The organism is Empedobacter sp. R750, assembly GCF_030324345.1.
Lineage (GTDB): Bacteria > Bacteroidota > Bacteroidia > Flavobacteriales > Weeksellaceae > Empedobacter > Empedobacter falsenii_C.
Window position 1 is genome coordinate 77,617 of record NZ_JACAGF010000011.1, and the last position, 17,324, is coordinate 94,940.

16 protein-coding genes are annotated in these 17,324 nt (G+C 32.1%); 9 read left to right on the forward strand and 7 right to left on the reverse strand.

What is annotated here, in order from left to right:
* Positions 1-33: 33 nt before the first annotated feature.
* Positions 34-1,653, reverse strand: coding sequence for a glycoside hydrolase family 10-like protein (locus HXZ74_RS12125; protein WP_286475627.1), 1,620 nt, complete (start codon positions 1,651-1,653; stop codon positions 34-36).
* A 185-nt stretch (positions 1,654-1,838) separates the two neighbouring features.
* On the opposite strand from HXZ74_RS12125, the gene HXZ74_RS12130 reads away from it, so the two are divergent.
* Entirely contained in the window at positions 1,839-2,273 is a 435-nt protein-coding gene (locus tag HXZ74_RS12130; RefSeq protein WP_280036098.1) for a potassium channel family protein, read from the forward strand.
* 33 nt (positions 2,274-2,306) lie between these two features.
* On the opposite strand, the gene HXZ74_RS12135 is transcribed toward HXZ74_RS12130, so the two are convergent.
* Entirely contained in the window at positions 2,307-3,041 is a 735-nt protein-coding gene (locus HXZ74_RS12135; RefSeq protein WP_286475629.1) for a DUF2911 domain-containing protein, read from the reverse strand.
* Positions 3,042-3,045: 4 nt separating this feature from the next.
* Positions 3,046-3,207 (reverse strand): DUF5522 domain-containing protein, encoded by a 162-nt coding sequence (locus HXZ74_RS12140; protein WP_180906370.1) that lies wholly within the window; start codon positions 3,205-3,207, stop codon positions 3,046-3,048.
* A 161-nt stretch (positions 3,208-3,368) separates the two neighbouring features.
* Here HXZ74_RS12140 and HXZ74_RS12145 point away from each other — a divergent pair, with 161 nt between their 5' ends.
* From HXZ74_RS12145 to HXZ74_RS12155, 3 genes are read left to right on the forward strand one after another with little or no spacing between them, the layout of a single operon-like run.
* Positions 3,369-3,695 carry a hypothetical protein gene (locus HXZ74_RS12145; RefSeq protein ID WP_114999988.1) on the forward strand — a complete coding sequence of 109 codons (327 nt, stop codon included), beginning with the start codon at positions 3,369-3,371 and terminating at the stop codon, positions 3,693-3,695.
* Entirely contained in the window at positions 3,695-4,612 is a 918-nt protein-coding gene (locus tag HXZ74_RS12150) for a 1-aminocyclopropane-1-carboxylate deaminase/D-cysteine desulfhydrase (protein ID WP_114999986.1), read from the forward strand. The genes HXZ74_RS12145 and HXZ74_RS12150 overlap by 1 nt, the downstream gene beginning before the upstream one ends.
* The gene (locus HXZ74_RS12155; RefSeq protein ID WP_114999984.1) at positions 4,609-5,691 is read left to right on the forward strand and encodes a glucosaminidase domain-containing protein; all 1,083 of its coding nucleotides are present in this window, start codon (positions 4,609-4,611) and stop codon (positions 5,689-5,691) included. The genes HXZ74_RS12150 and HXZ74_RS12155 overlap by 4 nt, the downstream gene beginning before the upstream one ends.
* Before the next feature lie 402 nt (positions 5,692-6,093).
* Here the strand turns inward: HXZ74_RS12155 and HXZ74_RS12160 are convergent, their stop codons facing one another.
* Both HXZ74_RS12160 and HXZ74_RS12165 read right to left on the reverse strand, forming a co-directional pair.
* On the reverse strand, positions 6,094-8,919 hold the full coding sequence (locus tag HXZ74_RS12160; RefSeq protein WP_286475631.1) for a GEVED domain-containing protein: 2,826 nt from the start codon (positions 8,917-8,919) through the stop codon (positions 6,094-6,096).
* 253 nt (positions 8,920-9,172) lie between these two features.
* A complete protein-coding gene (locus tag HXZ74_RS12165) occupies positions 9,173-9,757 on the reverse strand; it encodes a TlpA family protein disulfide reductase (RefSeq protein WP_280061957.1) in 585 nt (194 codons plus the stop codon).
* 158 nt (positions 9,758-9,915) lie between these two features.
* Here HXZ74_RS12165 and queA point away from each other — a divergent pair, with 158 nt between their 5' ends.
* Genes queA through HXZ74_RS12185 form a run of 4 tightly spaced genes read left to right on the forward strand, consistent with a single transcriptional unit; the run spans position 9,916 to position 13,977 of the window.
* The gene (gene queA, locus HXZ74_RS12170) at positions 9,916-10,965 is read left to right on the forward strand and encodes a tRNA preQ1(34) S-adenosylmethionine ribosyltransferase-isomerase QueA (RefSeq protein WP_038336356.1); all 1,050 of its coding nucleotides are present in this window, start codon (positions 9,916-9,918) and stop codon (positions 10,963-10,965) included.
* 7 nt (positions 10,966-10,972) lie between these two features.
* Positions 10,973-12,022 carry a dual-specificity RNA methyltransferase RlmN gene (gene rlmN / locus HXZ74_RS12175; protein WP_286475633.1) on the forward strand — a complete coding sequence of 350 codons (1,050 nt, stop codon included), beginning with the start codon at positions 10,973-10,975 and terminating at the stop codon, positions 12,020-12,022.
* 12 nt (positions 12,023-12,034) lie between these two features.
* A complete protein-coding gene (locus HXZ74_RS12180; protein ID WP_286475635.1) occupies positions 12,035-12,988 on the forward strand; it encodes a hypothetical protein in 954 nt (317 codons plus the stop codon).
* A gap of 56 nt (positions 12,989-13,044) precedes the next feature.
* Positions 13,045-13,977, forward strand: a complete 933-nt coding sequence (locus tag HXZ74_RS12185) for a polyprenyl synthetase family protein (protein WP_314242868.1) — start codon at positions 13,045-13,047, stop codon at positions 13,975-13,977.
* Between the two features lie 349 nt (positions 13,978-14,326).
* On the opposite strand, the gene HXZ74_RS12190 is transcribed toward HXZ74_RS12185, so the two are convergent.
* On the reverse strand, positions 14,327-15,238 hold the full coding sequence (locus HXZ74_RS12190) for a GNAT family N-acetyltransferase (RefSeq protein WP_286475639.1): 912 nt from the start codon (positions 15,236-15,238) through the stop codon (positions 14,327-14,329).
* Between the two features lie 95 nt (positions 15,239-15,333).
* Between HXZ74_RS12190 and kbl the strand changes: the two genes are divergently transcribed.
* A complete protein-coding gene (kbl, locus tag HXZ74_RS12195; RefSeq protein WP_280061962.1) occupies positions 15,334-16,533 on the forward strand; it encodes a glycine C-acetyltransferase in 1,200 nt (399 codons plus the stop codon).
* 50 nt (positions 16,534-16,583) lie between these two features.
* Here kbl and HXZ74_RS12200 read toward each other — a convergent pair whose 3' ends face one another.
* The gene (locus HXZ74_RS12200; protein WP_280061963.1) at positions 16,584-17,252 is read right to left on the reverse strand and encodes a CheR family methyltransferase; all 669 of its coding nucleotides are present in this window, start codon (positions 17,250-17,252) and stop codon (positions 16,584-16,586) included.
* Positions 17,253-17,324 lie beyond the last annotated feature (72 nt).

Below are 17,324 nucleotides of genomic sequence, written 5' to 3' on the forward strand. Positions count from 1 at the left end.
AGTTGAGGATTCATATCAAGAGAAATTCTATTCTTAATTAATTTTTTGAGCCACGTAATCACTTTCGTTTCCTAAACGATCGACAGCTTTTAGTGCGACTGCCGTTAAGCTTTTACCATCTTTATGTTTCAAAATTGTTTGGTTTGTTTTGGTTTTATCCAAAATAGATGTTTCCCAATCGTTGTTGTAACGTGTGTACAAAATCCATTTCGATATATTCGAATTCATTTTATAATCATTCCAATTTATCACAACTTCTGATGCTTTTGCATTTACAGACAAACTTGGTTTTGCCAAACGATCTGCCTTAATCCAATTCATAGTTGGCACCAAAGCTTTGGTTTTGTATGGACCTTCTTTCAGATAGCTCAACATCGAAGGATTTTTTGTCAATCCAGCAATACTCCAGTGAATAACACCCACATTATTTTGCAAAATCTCTCCAGCCATTTTTACCTGATTTGTAATCTCAGTTGTTCTATCCGAAACTTTCACTTCTACCGTATTCAAACCTGGCCAAAGATGACGGTTATGTGTATTTTCTGATTTCCACCATTCTAATAATTTAGGAAAACTTTGTCCTGTCGAATTAATTGGCCAATATAATTGTGGCGAAAAATAATCAACCCAACCTTTATTCAGCCATAATTTTGCATCTGCATACAATTCATCATATTGCGAAGAACCTGTAATTCCAGCAGGATAACCTGGTTTCCAAATTCCAAAAGGACTAATTCCAAATTTTACAAAAGGTTTTTCTGCTTTGATTTCTTTGTAAATTCTTTCGATAATTGTATTCACATTTTGACGACGCCAATCTGCTCTCGATAATGTTCCTCCATTATTTTTGTAAACATTCCAAGTTGAATTATCTGGAAAATCTGCACCACCGTTGTAAGATGCATAGGGATAAAAGTAATCATCAAAATGAACACCATCAATATCATAACGCGAAACGATATCACGAACAACTTCCGAAACGTGATCTTGCGTTTTTTTGTCAGCAGGATCAAACCAATACATACCGTTCTTCAATCTCACCACATTACTTGGCGATCTTTTCACCATCGACTCGCTTGTCACCGGCCCTCCACTACTGTGATGCGCTCTGTAAGGATTTAACCAAACATGCAATTCAATTCCACGTTTATGCGCTTCCTCCACCCAAAACTCTAACGGGTCATAATATGGAGAAGGCGCTTTTCCTTCTTCTCCAGTTAAGAAGTAAGACCAAGGCTCAAAATTACTTTTGTACAAAGCATCTGCCGCTGGACGAACCTGAAAAATAACTGCATTAAAATTGTTTGCTTCTAACATATCCAACAACTTTATCGCCTCATCTTTTTGTTGCGTTGTCGTTAAATCTTTTTTAGAAGGCCAGTTAATATTTGCAACAGAAGCCACCCAAGCCGCGCGGAATTCACGATTTACTTCTGGTAATTTCACCGTAAAAACTTCATCTTTCTTGTTCGGAAGTTCAGTTTTTGGTGTAGTAGGAATAGTTGTTTGCGTAGATTCTACAGGTTTTGTAGGCTGTTTTGATTCTACTTTTTTATAAACTATTTTTTTCGAACTTTTATTTGAAGCACACGAAGTCAAGCCAATTGTAGCTACTCCGAAACACATCAAAATATATTTAAAATTAATTTTCATTCGTTGAAATATGTATTTTTAGCGTTACAAAATTAGTAATAAAGCTTTATTAATCCAGATTTTATCAAATATTTAGGATATCTAGATTTTCCTTCTCTATTAAATTTACGAAATTTTTCGCTTCAAAAAGTGTTTTATAAATTTTATTCTTTATATTTTTGCATTCATCTATAATTGATAAAAATATGTTTCTAATTATATGTTTTGGTGTATTGATTATTTGTCTAAATGTTATTTTACAATCAACTGTTACAGTTTATTCGCTAAAATATCTGCATAAATTTAATCTCAAAAAACAACGATTAACGTTTAGTGAAGTGCTTTGGCAAATGGCAATTTCAGTATCTTTCTTGACTTTATTGCACGGTGCACAATGTACAATTTGGGCGGCTACTTTTTATTTCAATCCAAATATTGACAATTTATATAGTTTTCAAGAAGCAATCTATTTTTCATTAATCACTTTTACAACCGTTGGTTACGGTGATGTTGTGATTGATAGTGAATGGAAAATTATGGCTGGATTAGAAGCTATAAACGGAATTATGATGGTAGGCTGGTCAACTGCGTTGATGTTTTCTTACCTACAAATTATCTTAAAGAAGAATATTACTCAATAAAAAAATCCCTTCAATAAACGAAGGGATTTTTTATTAATATTTATTTTTTTCCAAATTAACTTTCAATTCTTTGTAATAATCTGGCGCATTTGCATCTTTTTCTAAAGCTGTATTGACCCATTTCAGCGCTTGATTTCGATCCAATTTATTCGAATAATAGAAGTTTGCTGAATTGTAAAAATCTCTTGCAGAAGAATTTTCGTTCAATTGATCTCCAATCATTTTCAAAACTTCATTAATTGTATTCGTTTCAATATCCAAAACAACCGTTGTATTATCCCACGCTAAAACCAAATTCGCTGATTTTTGCGTCACATTTGTAAAACGAATCTCAAACGTTTCAGTCTTATTGTTCATCGATTTTGTTGACGAAGCTTTCACTTTCAACGCGATATTTGACTCCTTCCACTCTTTCGGATTTCCCCAGTTTTTCGTGTCTTTGTAAAAAATCACATCCCACTCCTCTTTGTTCGGAATGCTATACAACGCATATTCGCCAGCAGCCAACTCTTGTCCATTCACTTTGATTGGTTTATCAAATTTGATGACCGTATTTTCATTCGCTCCAGTTCGCCAAACTTCTCCATTCGGAACCAATTTTCCAAACACTTTTCTTCCGTTTACATTTGGTCGATTGTATTCAATTTCAAATTCTGTTAAACCTACTTTTTGCTCAACTTCAGCATGAGAACTTACCGCAGGAAATTTCATTTGCGCAAAAACACAACTTCCTATTAACAAAGCAAAAACCGTTGATGTTATTTTCATATAATTATTTCTTATTCTTTATTTTATCTGTTTTTTTGTCATATCCATACGGACAATGTTTACATCCACTTTTGCAACAATATCCTCTTCTTTTTAGATATTGTTCAGTAAATATTCTGAAACCTTCTGGAGATAAATAATAATCTCCTTCTTCAAACTTTTTCATTTCTAATGCTGTGAAATTACAACTTTTATCTATAAACTATCATTAATTTTGGTATGATAATTATTTGTGAAACATCTTCTAAATTTACGATTTTTAACGCTTTTTAAATCAATATCTTCTCAGATTGATTAATTTTGCAACAAAATCGAATTACCTAAATCATGTTTGTAGTTGTTTTGAGTCATTTGTTCCGAAAAAATTTTATTGGAATCACCATTTTTCCTTTCATTTTTTTGAGAGATAAAAAACTGAAAAATGATGAAGTTTTAATCAATCACGAAACCATTCATATCATTCAGCAACTCGAACTTTTGGTTGTTTTTTTCTATCCTTTTTATTTGATTGAATATGCGATCCGATTAATTCAATATCGCGATCAACACAAAGCTTATCGCAATATTAGTTTTGAGCGTGAAGCTTATGCAAACGAACACAATTTGAATTATTTGAAAAAACGAAAATTTTATAGTTTTCTAAAATACATCTAATGATTTGGAACGATTATAAAGCTCAAATTCAGAACATTGACATCAAACATTTAACTTCTCAAAATATTCAACTTTCTATATTAAGAGAAGATTTGATTCATCCCGAAATTTCTGGAAATAAATACCGAAAACTGAAATATAATTTTATTGAAGCTGAAAAACAAGGTTTCAAAAAATTGATAACGTTTGGTGGTGCTTTTTCCAATCATATTGCAGCAACGGCGGCAGCTGGTCAACTTCATCATTTCGAAACTATTGGCATTATTCGTGGAGAAGAATTGAAAGATAAAATCGATGAAAACCCTACATTACGTTTTGCAAAAAAATGTGGAATGCAATTGCATTTTATTTCGAGGGAAGAATACCGAAAAAAGGATGAAGTAGAATTTATTAATCATTTAAACACTAAATACCCAAATACTTACGTTATTCCAGAAGGAGGCACAAATGATTTTGCGATAAAAGGTTGCGAAGAAATTTTGTACGATGATTGTTTCGAATATGATTTTATTGCTTCGGCAATCGGAACTTGTGGAACAATTGCTGGATTGATTGAAAGTTCGAAACCTCATCAAAAAGTTTTAGGTTTTCCGAGTTTAAAGGGAAATTTTATCCAAAATGAAATCGAAAAATTGACAAATAAAACGAATTTTACTATTTTTAATGATTATCATTTTGGCGGATATGGGAAAGTTTCGGATGAATTAATTACTTTTGTAAATGATTTCAAGCGAATTAACCATATTCAATTGGATCCTATTTACACTGGAAAAATGGTTTTTGGAATTTTTCAATTAATTAAAAATCATTATTTTAGTGATAATTCTAAAATTCTTTTGGTTCATACAGGCGGATTGCAAGGAATTGAAGGAATGAACAAACTTTTAAAGAAGAAGAACAAAAATATTATAGAATGAAAAAATTGTTATACGTTTTTAGCTTAGTGTTGACGATTTCGACGCAAGCACAAGAAAGTAGAGACATAACTTACATTCGAAAACACGCTATTTTAGCTGTTGAAGAAATGCAACTTTACAAAGTTCCGGCAAGTATTACGTTGGCTCAAGGTTTATTGGAAACTGGCGGCGGACAAAGTAAATTAGCCGATCAAGCCAATAATCACTTCGGAATAAAATGTAAAGGTCCTGAAGAATGGTCGTTGGATAAACCTCGAATTTATCACGATGATGATGCAAAAGGCGAATGTTTCAGAAAATATTCTTCAGTTGAAGAAAGTTATAGAGATCATTCTAAATTTTTGGCGTTAAGACCATATTACAAAGCTTTGTTTATTTTAGATCCGACAGATTATAATGCTTGGGCTAATGGTCTTAAAAAATCTGGTTATGCAACTGATCCAAAATATGCGTCAAAATTAATTTCAAGAATTGAGAAATATAATTTAGATCAATTTGATAAGATTTCTCCAGAAGAAGTTTATGCAAAATTGTACACGTTATACAACAATCAAGATGATATGATGCTGGCAAATAATTCGTCAAAATCTAAAACGAAAAAAGAGCCAAAAACCATCAAAGAAGAAGTTGCATTAGCGTCTTATCAACCAAAAAATAATGTTATAGAAAGTGAGCCAATCGTAAATAATACTAAAACGATTACCTACGAAACTCGTACGCAAACTCCGACAACGCGCATCAAAAATCATAAAAATAATATTCCTTATATCGTTGCACAAGCAGGAGAAACAATTGCGACAATTTCTAAAACGTACAACAAAGTTCCTTCGGATATTGCGAATTTCAATGAAATACAAATGGGTTCTAAATTGAAAGATGGACAAATTGTATTCTTCGGAAAAAAGAAAACAAAAGGTTCTGATTATTCGTACAAAGTGCAAGAAGGTGACGATATGTACACGATCTCGCAACGTTTTGGTGTGAGAGTTAACAATCTATACAAGCTAAATCGTATGGAACCAGGTGAACAACCTAGAGTTGGACAACGAATTAATTTGAAAACAAAAGTTAGAGCATAATAATTTCAATAAACTTAAAAAAGCTTCCAAAAGGAAGCTTTTTTTATTTCATCGTTTTAGAAAACATTTAATTATTTAAACTAATCAAATCCTAATTTAACAAACTTTCATTATCTCATTTATAAATCTTCCACATTTACTAGACACACCAACAGACACTTAAAAATCAACACTTAACTTACTAAATTAGATTAATAAAAAAAAATAAATAACGATGATATCCTTTTTCATTTTAAAGCTTAGGTTTTAAGCTGAATTATATGATGTATATATGTTTTAGCTTTACAATTTAGGTTTATCATTAAGATTCAGAGTTTCATTAATTTATAAACGATTAGAATTATATCAAAAAAAACGCCACCCAAATTGGGTGGCGCTTGTTATTAAAATTAATATCTAAAGTTAGTTTTTAACAACTTTTGTTGTCTTAGTACTTCCATCAGCATATTTAATTGTTACAATATAAACACCTTTGCTAAGTGCTGATAAATTAAGCTCTGTAGCTGGTTTCATATTTGCTAATGTTCTTCCAGAAAGATCAGTAACAACAATAGAAACAGCATCTTTAACATCAGAGATTCTTAACACATCTTTGAATGGATTAGGATATATTGATATCGTAGTTTTACTCATATCTGACACACCTAATTTTCCTACATTAACAGTGTAATCTTCCATCTCACCATATGCCTCGTTTGCATTATTTGGTCCGCAAGCGAAATGATGACCAAAAGCATCTGCTTTTGATGCAGATAATACAACTCTCATTCTTGTTTTTCCTAATTTTGCATCAGCAGGAATAATTATATCTTTAGTAAGAACTTCTGCAAGTCCTGTTCCTACGTAAGTATACTCATTTTCTTCAAAAGTACCATTCTGGTTAAAATCAATCCACACACCTACAGATTCATATAACCAACCATCACCTGAAGGTCCAACTTTTACAGAAATAGGATAAGTTCCTCCAGTAGACACTTCTGCAACCAATGATGTGAAATCAGAATAACCTGTTGCTCCACTACAACTAGAATCTTTATTAACTCCTGCAAATGTTACATTTTCAATAACATCACCATCGTTACAAATCATATTAATTCCGTTGTTACAATAAGTATAGTTAGCAGCTGTTGTAAATGAAATCTCTTCACATCCTGTTGCATCACCTGTTTCATTTGAAGCTACCACTTTTACAAAATATTTCGTATTAGCAGCCATAGAAGTAGCATAACTTGTTTCTGTAACTTCTTTTCCATCTACTATATCATAAACTCCAGAAGAAGTCCCTATATAAACTTTATACTTATCTGCATTATCAACAGTATTCCAAGTAATTTTAGTAGTTGTTGCTACATTAACTGCATCTTTTGTTGGAGCTGTAATTGTAACACAATCAGGAAGTGTTGCTACCCCTTCTTTTATATCAATTGTATAATCTTCGACTTGACCAAATGTAGTATTTCCACATGGTTGAGGATCTGTAGAATAAGTCGTTCTAACTCTCATACGAGTTTTTCCTAATTTTGCATCAGAAGGAATTTTAACAACACCAGTTGATGTAGCTGCGTTTACAGTCATATTTGTTTTTTCGTTATCTGTAAACACTCCATCTTGGTTATAATCTATCCAAACACTTGTTTTATCACCATAGAAATTAGAAATCTTAACCTCAATTGGGTATTTATTATTAGTTTGAACATTCCCTACAATGTTAGTGAAATCTTCGTATCCGTTATTATTATATAAAGCTGTCGAAGCATTATCTATATCCGCGAATTTAACATTAACAATTCTTTCAAAACTATTACTTGTAGAAGTCGCTTGAGCATCACAATATGTAAGTGCAGTAGATTTTACATTAATTGTATACTCTTCTACTTGACCATTTCCAATATCTGAACAAGCTGTAGAAAGAGCATTATGAATAACAGAAGTATTTGTGAAATTATACTTCACTCTCATTCTCTTCTCTCCGGCTTTAACACCTGTTGGAATAGCTAAATCTCCTTTTAAATTAATTACACCACCTGTTACAACATTTGACACCAACATTGTTGTTGTTGTATTGAAATAAGCTTCTCCCGCATCATCAAAATCACCATCTTCATTCCAGTCGACGTATATCGCAGCAGCAAAATTATTACTTCCCGATCCTATTCCTGATAAAGTAAATGGCACTGACGTTACATCATCATTCATTTCGAATTTTGTTGTTGTAAAATTTTGATGAGCTTCAAACGTTCCAAAAGTAGTAGCCGCTTCATCAGATATTTTTTCAATATCTCCAAATTTGAATGATTTGATTGGGAACATCTGAGCAGGAATAGTAGTAATGATCGGTCCACAATATGGAGCAAGCGCATTTTCACCTGTTGTAAATGTAGTTTCCACACAACCTACAGCATCTCCTAAACTATTAGTTGCAACAATTTTAGCAAAATATTTCGTATTAGCCGCCAACGCTTGAGCTGCAGGTAACATATAACCTGAAGATAGTTCTTCTCCATTTATTACATTGTAATTCGCTGACACACTTCCTAAATACAATTTGTAAGCATGTGCATTTGCAGCAATTCCCCATGTAAAAGTTGGTCTTACAAAAACACCTGTCGCACCATCTACTGGAGTAGAAAGAGTAGTACAACTTGGAAGAGCATCAACCTTTTGTAAAATAGAAATATTATCAAAGAATACTAATGCTCCGTTAGTATTATTCGCACTTGAACTTGTTACTGAAATTCTAAACCTAAAATTTGCTCCATTAACAATTCCATCAGCTATAGAGGCTGTAACATGTACACATTCACCTGTTGTTCCACTATATGGAATCGTAGAAACTGTTGTAAAAGTAGTCCCTGTTGAAGCAGTAGAATATTGTACAAGAATATCTCCTTTAAGTTCCCCTACATTATTTTGTAAGAAATCCTCTATGACATAATCAAAGCTAATGTCAACTTGCTTTCCATTAGTCACCATCGCAGCAGGCTTAGTATAAGTAAGAGTAGCTGTTTTTCCAGAGGCAGCAGTTCCCACTAAAGCAGCTCCCCAAGCTCTGTCAGCTCCAGTACACCCCGCATTATTATACACTCCTGTATAGCTAGCTGGTGTATAACCTCCAGCTCCAACCCAAGTCGTCGGAAGCGCTGTTCCTTCGAACCCCTCTTTAACTGAGACTTGTGCATTCGCGCCAATACCTAGCGCCATACCACATAATAGTAAAATTTTCTTCATGTATTAATTCATTAAATATTAGTAATACAAACATACATTTTTAATATCAATACGAAAAAAATAAACGAAATTATTTAATAAATAATCAATAAAAACACCATTTTAACAACTTATTAAAACATATTTAAGAAAATAAATCTACATACATTAAAAAAAACTAAAAAAATATCAACTTACATGCTTTTGATTTTAATAAAAAAAAATACCTCTAAAAAGCATAATTTTAGAGGCATTTTTAAAAACTATTTTTTCTTTATTTCATCATTTTGAAAATATCAACCAATTGTTGATTGATTTCTCCTGTTTGATAATCCATCGGTGCAGGTGCGCGATCAATCATAATATTTCCTTCTTTGTCTAAAATAATAAAAGTCGGGATGTATTCTATCTTATAATCAAAACCAAAATTATCTTCTCTTCCAGCAAATAACTGCACACCAGACATCTGATTTTCTCTCACCATTTTCTCCCAAATTGGCTTATCTTCTAATTTATCCAAAGAAACACTTACAAAATGAATTGGTGCATCATGAAATTGTTTTTCCAATTCTTTCATAAAAGGAATTTGCACTTTACAAGGTCCACACCATGTTGCCCAAATATCCATATACACATATTTTCCTTTGAAATCTGATAAATCAAATCGTTTTCCGTTGATATCAGCCAAAGAAAAATCAGGAGCTTTTATCAATTCTTTTGGAATTTCAGATTCTGGAGATTGTTTTTTTGCAACAGAATCAATCTTTTCTATTTCAGCAGATTCTTCAATTTTTTGTTCGGATTTATTACAACTAAAAAGTGTAAAAATAGCGGACAAAATGAGTAGGTTCGTTTTCATTTTATTTTTCAAATAAGTATTAAAAAACTTGATAATATCTATAAGTCTTTTGTCAAAAATAAACATTTAAACGTTAGCAATTTCATAAAATACCTCATTTCACTTGACAAAGGGGTATCTGACATCGTATATTTGCAAAAAATTGTACAATTATGAAAATGAAAACCTCCGATTTCGACTTTACTTTACCTGAAGAACTTTTAGCAGATCGTCCTTCTGAGAACAGAGACGAAGCTCGCTTAATGGTTGTTCACCGTGACACCGGAGAAATTGAACATAGACAATTTAAAGATCTTATCGAGTATTTCGACGAAGGAGATGTAATGATTCGTAACAATACGAAAGTTTTTCCTGCTCGTTTAATGGGTAACAAAGAGAAAACTGGTGCTCAAATCGAAGTTTTTTTGTTAAGAGAATTAGATGCTGAGACTCGTTTATGGGATGTTTTGGTTGATCCTGCGCGTAAAATCCGTATCGGAAATAAATTATTCTTCGATAATGATGATACATTAGTTGCAGAGGTTGTTGACAATACGACTTCTCGTGGACGTACTTTACGTTTCTTATTTGATGGATCTTACGAAGAATTCCGTGCAAAATTGAAAGAATTAGGAGAAACTCCACTTCCAAAATATATTTTACGTGACGTTGAACCAGAAGATGCAGAACGTTACCAAACAATTTATGCAAAACACGAAGGAGCAGTTGCTGCGCCTACAGCTGGTTTACACTTTTCTAAACACTTATTAAAACGTTTAGAAATCAAAGGAGTTGATTTTGCTGAATTAACATTACACATTGGTTTAGGAACTTTTCAGGCTGTAGAGGTTGAAGATTTATCTAAACACAAAATGGAGTCTGAGCAAGTTATTATTCCTCAAGAATCTGCTGATTTAGTAAATCGTGCAATTGACGAGAAGAAAAAAGTTTGTGCTATTGGTACAACTTCTATGCGTTCTATCGAATCTTCTGTTTCTGCAGATGGTCATTTAAATGCTTTTGATGGTTGGACAAACAAATTTATTCACCCTCCATATGATTTCTCTATTGCAAATTGTATGATTACAAACTTCCACACGCCAAAATCTACATTAATCATGATGATTTCTGCGTTTGCTGGTCACGATTTAACAATGAAAGCATACAACGAAGCTGTAAAAGAAGGATACAAATTCTACTCTTACGGAGATGCAATGTTAATCTTATAAGACAAGTTTGAATACAACAAAAAAAGACATACGAAAGCTTTCACAAGCTGAGATTGAAGATTATTTCAAAGAAATTGGAGAAAAATCATTCCGCGCAAAACAAGTGTACGAGTGGTTATGGAAAAAGAATGCGCATCAATTTGATGACATGACAAATATCTCAAAAGCTCTTCGCGAGCAATTGGGAGAATCTTTCCAAATTCAACCTGTTGAAGTTGATCTTCTACAAAAATCTAACGACGGAACCATCAAGAATGCAGTTAAGCTTCATGATGGTAACGTTGTGGAATCTGTTTTAATTCCGACTGATTCTCGCACAACTGCCTGCGTTTCTTCGCAAGTTGGTTGTAGCTTGGATTGTACTTTTTGTGCAACAGCACAATTAAAACGTATGCGTAACTTAACAGCTGCCGAAATCGTCGATCAAGTTGTGATTATCGATGAAGAAAGTAAACGTTATTTCAATCGTCCATTAAGCAACATCGTATTTATGGGAATGGGAGAACCTTTGTTAAATTATAACGAAGTAATTTCTGCCATCAAAAAAATCACGTTGCCAGAAGGATTGGGAATGGCGCCAAGAAGAATTACAGTTTCTACTTCGGGAATTCCTAAAATGATTGAAAAACTCGCTGACGAAGATTTACGCGTTAACCTTGCGGTATCTTTACATTCAGCTCGAGAAGAAGTTCGTAATGTAATTATGCCTTTTTCTGTTAAATTTCCGTTGACGGATTTAATGGATAGTCTTCAATATTGGTACCAACAAACGGGTTTACGAATTACGTTCGAATACATTGTTTGGGGTGGTGTTAATGACAAAAAAGAAGACATTGATGCATTGGTAAAATTCTGTCGAAAAATTCCTTCTAAAGTAAATATTATCGAATATAATTCGATTGATGACGGAATCTATAAACAAGCATCAGAAGAAGCTGTGAACAATTATATCAAAGCTTTAGAATGCAACAATATTGTGGTAAATGTACGTCGTAGTCGCGGAAAAGATATTGATGCTGCTTGTGGACAATTAGCCAATAAAACTGGAAATGATTAAAAAAATAATCAAATGAAATATTTAGCCATATTTTTATTTTTGATTCTAACTAAATTCTCTTTCGCGCAAATAGTAGAAAACATCGATACAATTTCTATTGATGATTATAAAATGGAAAGTATCAACTTACCTCCTACTTTGAACGAAATTTCGACTTTAGAATATGAAAAAGAAGATAAAAATGTGGCTTCTTTTTGGGGTTTAAACGATTCTGATTCCAAACCAGAATTGTATCGTTTTGATGCAAAAACAGGTGAAATTATCAATACTATTTTCATCACAAATACTCCAAATATCGATTGGGAAGAAATGTCTTCGGATGATAATCGAATTTATTTTGCTGATTTTGGAAATAATTTGGGCAAAAGAAAAGATTTAGCCATTTATTTTATCGAGAAATCAAACATCGATTATTCAAAATCTTATCAGCAACTAAAAGCTGAAAAGATAGAATTTTATTATCCTGAACAAGAAACTTTTCAATTCAAAAATATGACAACAAATTGGGATGCAGAAGCATTTTTTGTCTACCAAAATCAGTTGCATATATTTACAAAAGAATGGTCAAATATGGCAACGTCTCATTATGTTGTTCCTATTGATTCATCTAAAAAACACGCAGCCAAAAAGTTAGAAACTTTTCCTACAAATTACGCTGTAACTGCTGCTTATATCGACGCTGATGTAAATAGTTCTACCAAAGGAATTTATCTGTTGGGTTATACCAAAGAAGCGTTAACTTTTATCAATTGGTTTGATTTGCCAAAAGATAACAATCAGTTATTCTTCACTTCTCAAGTTAAAAAAATAAGTTTACCTTTGGGCTTCACGACACAGTTGGGACAATTGGAAGGGATTTCAGTTTTGCCAACCGAAAACAAAATTTGTTTTAGCGGAGAGGAATTTAACTATAAAGGATTCTATGCAAAACAGGTTGTACATTGCATCAATAATTTTACGAATTAAAAAACTAAATTTTGGGTAACACGGTAGATTTGATTAAAGCTCCAATCGCGGAGGAAATGAAATTGTTTGAACAGAAATTCTTCGAATCGATGAAGAGTAATGTTTCACTTCTTGACCGTATTACCAATTATATTGTGCGCAGAAAAGGAAAACAAATGCGTCCGATGTTTGTGTTTTTGACTGCAAAATTGAATGGCGAAGTACAAGAACGTACTTATCGTGCGGCTTCTTTTATCGAACTTATTCATACAGCGACTTTGGTACACGATGATGTTGTGGATGATAGCACATTGCGTCGTGGTTTCTTTTCTTTGAATGCCATCTGGAAAAATAAAGTTGCAGTTTTAGTTGGTGATTATTTTTTATCAAAAACTTTAATAATTTCGACTAAAAACAAAGATTTTGATTTACTTGAAGTTGTTTCTGTAGCGATACAAGAGATTTCGGAGGGTGAATTATTACAAATCGAAAAAGCGCGTAAACTTGATATTACAGAAGATGTCTATTTCGAGATTATCCGAATGAAAACGGCTACGCTTATTGCGGCTTGTTGTGAAGCTGGAGCGCGTTCTGTTGGTTGTTCGGAAGAAGTTGCGAAGAAAATGCATCGCTTTGGTGAATTGGTTGGAATTGCTTTTCAGATCAAAGATGATTTGTTTGATTATACCACTTCTAATGCCATTGGAAAACCTGTCGGAATTGATATTAAAGAACAAAAAATGACGTTACCATTGATTTATTCGATTAATACAGCGAATGAAAAAGACAAAAAATGGTTGATTAATTCGGTAAAACGTTATAACAACGACAAAAAACGTGTACGCGAAATTATTCAGTATGTGAAAGATCATGGCGGAATTGAATACACGCAAAAAATGATGAAACAATATAGCCAAGAGGCTTTAGATATACTATACGAATTTCCCGAAAATGAATTTCGAAATTCATTGGAAACAATGGTGAAATACGTTATCGAAAGAGAAAAATAACAAAAGGACTTCTAATTGAAGTCCTTTTTGTTTTATATTAAGAATTAACATTTCTAAACTCTGGATGCGATATTGAAACAAGTTCAATATGACTCCGTTAAATTAAAATCTATTTTCAATAATAAATTAACGGATAATTTTGGACAGTGTCAAAACATTTCAGCTTCTCATCACTTTAAAAAACTAAATCATCCTCCTATTTTACCTAGCTGACATCGTTACGAACTAAGTCAGTTTAATTAAAGATCACGTCAGCTTACTTCCTAACTTGGATAACTTTGTTTACAACATAAAAAAAGCCATTACAAACCGTAATGACTTTCTATTTTGATTGATTAAAACCTTATTTTTAAATGGATTTCTGGAAAATATAATCATCCATAATGTATCCATTTCCGATGTCAAATGTTTTTGATTCCATATTCTTGAAACCATTTTTCTCGTAAAAACGAATTGCTTTTGCATTGTGTTTATTCACTGTTAAATGAACTGCTTTTGCACCTTTTTCTCTCGCATAATCTACAACTCTATTCAACATCAATTGTCCAATTCCTTTGGTTTGATTAGACTCTTTCAAGTAAATTTTAGATAAGAAAACAGTATTATTTTCATCTAATTTGTAATGTAAATAACCAGACGGAACATTATCAATTTTCAGGATTTCCCAAACATCTCCATTAGCAATTCCTTCATTTACTTTATCATTATTATACATCATATCAATCATATAGTTGATTTGATCTTGCGATAATAAATCCTTGTAACATTCGTTCCAAATCTCATTTGCCAAAGGTTGAACCAAATGAATATTTTTCTCATTAACCGTATGAAAATGCGGATAAACATCTAATTTTACTGGATTTATTTTTTGATTAACTTCTAAATTTTGTAGAATTTCATCTTTACGTTTATCAATTTCGCCTTCTAACATTTGCAATGTCCATTTACGTTTTAATGAATTGTAATAAAACATTCCGATTCCAATATATAAAAAGACTTGTACAGCAATTGACACATAATTTTCGGCCAAAAATTTATTCATTTTAAGGCTATTTTCCATCAAATTATCCATAGATGAACTATTAAAATTAACACCTATATCAATAATTCCTGAAGCAAACAATAAAACAAATACAAAAGAAAAAGCAATTTCACCCGCTATATATAATCCTACTGCTGATAAAATCGTTTTTAATTTATCCTTTTTGAAAAATTTTGCTAAGAAATAGAACTGAAAACTAAATATGATGATTAGAAACACTGTTTATTATTTTTTATGTCTTACAAAAATACGAAAAATATGACCGTAAACATTTATATTTGTATGAAACATATCAAAACAAAAAGTGATTTATTATGTATAGCGATAAATTTCAAAACTACTTACAAACGCAATTGAATGATTTAGAAGAGCAAGGATTATTCAAAAAAGAACGTATCATTGCTTCTCCTCAAAGTGCAGAAATTACATTAGAAAATGGTAAAACATTACTTAATTTTTGTGCGAATAACTATTTAGGATTATCTGATAATAAAGACGTTATCTCAGCTTCTCAAAAAATGTTAGATGACCGCGGATACGGAATGTCTTCGGTTCGTTTTATTTGTGGAACGCAAGATGTACACAAACAATTAGAGAAAAAAATCGCTAATTTCTTAGGAATGGAAGATACGATTTTATATGCTGCTGCTTTTGACGCAAATGGTGGTGTTTTTGAGCCTTTGTTTACAGAAGAAGATGCGATTATTTCTGATGAATTAAACCACGCTTCTATTATTGATGGTGTTCGTTTATGTAAAGCTGCTCGTTATCGTTATAAAAACAATAATATGGCTGATCTAGAGGCTCAATTAATTGCTGCTTCAGAAAAAAATCATCGTTTCAAAATTATTGTAACAGACGGAGTTTTCTCTATGGATGGTATCGTTGCAGACTTGAAAGGTGTTTGTGATTTAGCTGATAAATACGATGCTTTGGTAATGGTTGATGATTCTCACGCAACTGGTTTTATTGGAAAAACTGGACGTGGAACACATGAGCACAACGAAGTAATGGGACGTGTAGACATCATTACATCTACTTTAGGTAAAGCTTTAGGTGGTGCAATGGGTGGATTTACTTCTGGTAAAAAAGAAGTCATCGAAATGTTACGTCAAAAATCTCGTCCATATTTATTCTCTAACTCTTTAGCTCCTGGAATTGTTGGTGCTGCTTTACAAGTGTTAGAAATGTTAGAAAATGATACAACTTTACGTGATAAAGTAATGTGGAATGCTGAATATTTCCGCAAAGAAATGGTTGCTGCTGGTTTTGATATTCCAGAAGGTGATGCTGCAATTGTACCTGTTATGTTGTATGATGCAAAATTATCTCAAGTGATGGCAGACAAATTATTAGATGAAGGTGTTTATGTAATCGGATTCTTTTTCCCTGTTGTTCCTCGTGATAAAGCACGTATTCGTGTACAATTATCAGCTGCACATACAAAAGAGCAATTAGATCACACAATTGCTGCTTTTACGAAAGTTGGTAAAGAATTAGGAGTGATTAAGTAAGAATTCTTAATCTTTATATACAAGCCGTTTCAGAAATCTGAAATGGCTTTTTATTTCTTCTGTAATAATAAACAAGAAGCGGAATAATTTCGCTTAAAATATTTCAAATAATACTTCATCATAAATCTCCAATCTTGGAATTTATAAAAAGGAAGAAAAATTCGAATTAATTTGATCGGAATTAATTTGGGCTTATCTTTTAATTGTTGATAAAAACTATATCCTGTTGTAATTTCTCTAGCATCTTCCAATTCAAAATTTTGAAATAAATCTTGATATAATTTAGATGGATTTGGTCTATAGTAACTCTCTACCGGATCTGGAGCTGGCGGAAAAATAAAAGAATTGGTTACTATTAAATAACCATCTTTCTCCAAAATTTCATACAATATTTTACAAAGCTTTTTTCGTTGTTCTTGATCGATATACATCAACACATTATTGAACAAAATACATTTCACTTTATATTTTTTAATTTCCTCTAAAAAAGCTGAATCATATAAATCTCCTACCAAATCCACTCCATCAGCAGATTTCATATCTAGATGAATTACATTTTCAGCTTCATTTGGAACTAAACTGAATATATTTTTCTGAATATGACTTTGTCGATTTGTTCTGTATTCTTTTGTAGAACTGCCTACATTTAAAATTGGATATGAATTAGAAGATAAATTATTTATTTTTTCTCCGATCCAAATTGATTCTTCAATTAGCATTATTTTATAGATTGGTTAGTATAAAAGTAATCAAATTCTTCAAAGTATATAAATTTTTAAACGCCACAAATT

Coding starts and splice junctions, on each gene's coding strand:
- HXZ74_RS12125 (WP_286475627.1), bottom strand. CDS start 1,653: ATGAAAATTAATTTTAAATATATTTTGATGTGTTTCGGAGTAGCTACA.
- HXZ74_RS12130 (WP_280036098.1), top strand. CDS start 1,839: ATGTTTCTAATTATATGTTTTGGTGTATTGATTATTTGTCTAAATGTT.
- HXZ74_RS12135 (WP_286475629.1), bottom strand. CDS start 3,041: ATGAAAATAACATCAACGGTTTTTGCTTTGTTAATAGGAAGTTGTGTT.
- HXZ74_RS12140 (WP_180906370.1), bottom strand. CDS start 3,207: ATGAAAAAGTTTGAAGAAGGAGATTATTATTTATCTCCAGAAGGTTTC.
- HXZ74_RS12145 (WP_114999988.1), top strand. CDS start 3,369: ATGTTTGTAGTTGTTTTGAGTCATTTGTTCCGAAAAAATTTTATTGGA.
- HXZ74_RS12150 (WP_114999986.1), top strand. CDS start 3,695: ATGATTTGGAACGATTATAAAGCTCAAATTCAGAACATTGACATCAAA.
- HXZ74_RS12155 (WP_114999984.1), top strand. CDS start 4,609: ATGAAAAAATTGTTATACGTTTTTAGCTTAGTGTTGACGATTTCGACG.
- HXZ74_RS12160 (WP_286475631.1), bottom strand. CDS start 8,919: ATGAAGAAAATTTTACTATTATGTGGTATGGCGCTAGGTATTGGCGCG.
- HXZ74_RS12165 (WP_280061957.1), bottom strand. CDS start 9,757: ATGAAAACGAACCTACTCATTTTGTCCGCTATTTTTACACTTTTTAGT.
- queA (WP_038336356.1), top strand. CDS start 9,916: ATGAAAACCTCCGATTTCGACTTTACTTTACCTGAAGAACTTTTAGCA.
- HXZ74_RS12180 (WP_286475635.1), top strand. CDS start 12,035: ATGAAATATTTAGCCATATTTTTATTTTTGATTCTAACTAAATTCTCT.
- HXZ74_RS12185 (WP_314242868.1), top strand. CDS start 13,045: ATGAAATTGTTTGAACAGAAATTCTTCGAATCGATGAAGAGTAATGTT.
- kbl (WP_280061962.1), top strand. CDS start 15,334: ATGTATAGCGATAAATTTCAAAACTACTTACAAACGCAATTGAATGAT.
- HXZ74_RS12200 (WP_280061963.1), bottom strand. CDS start 17,252: ATGCTAATTGAAGAATCAATTTGGATCGGAGAAAAAATAAATAATTTA.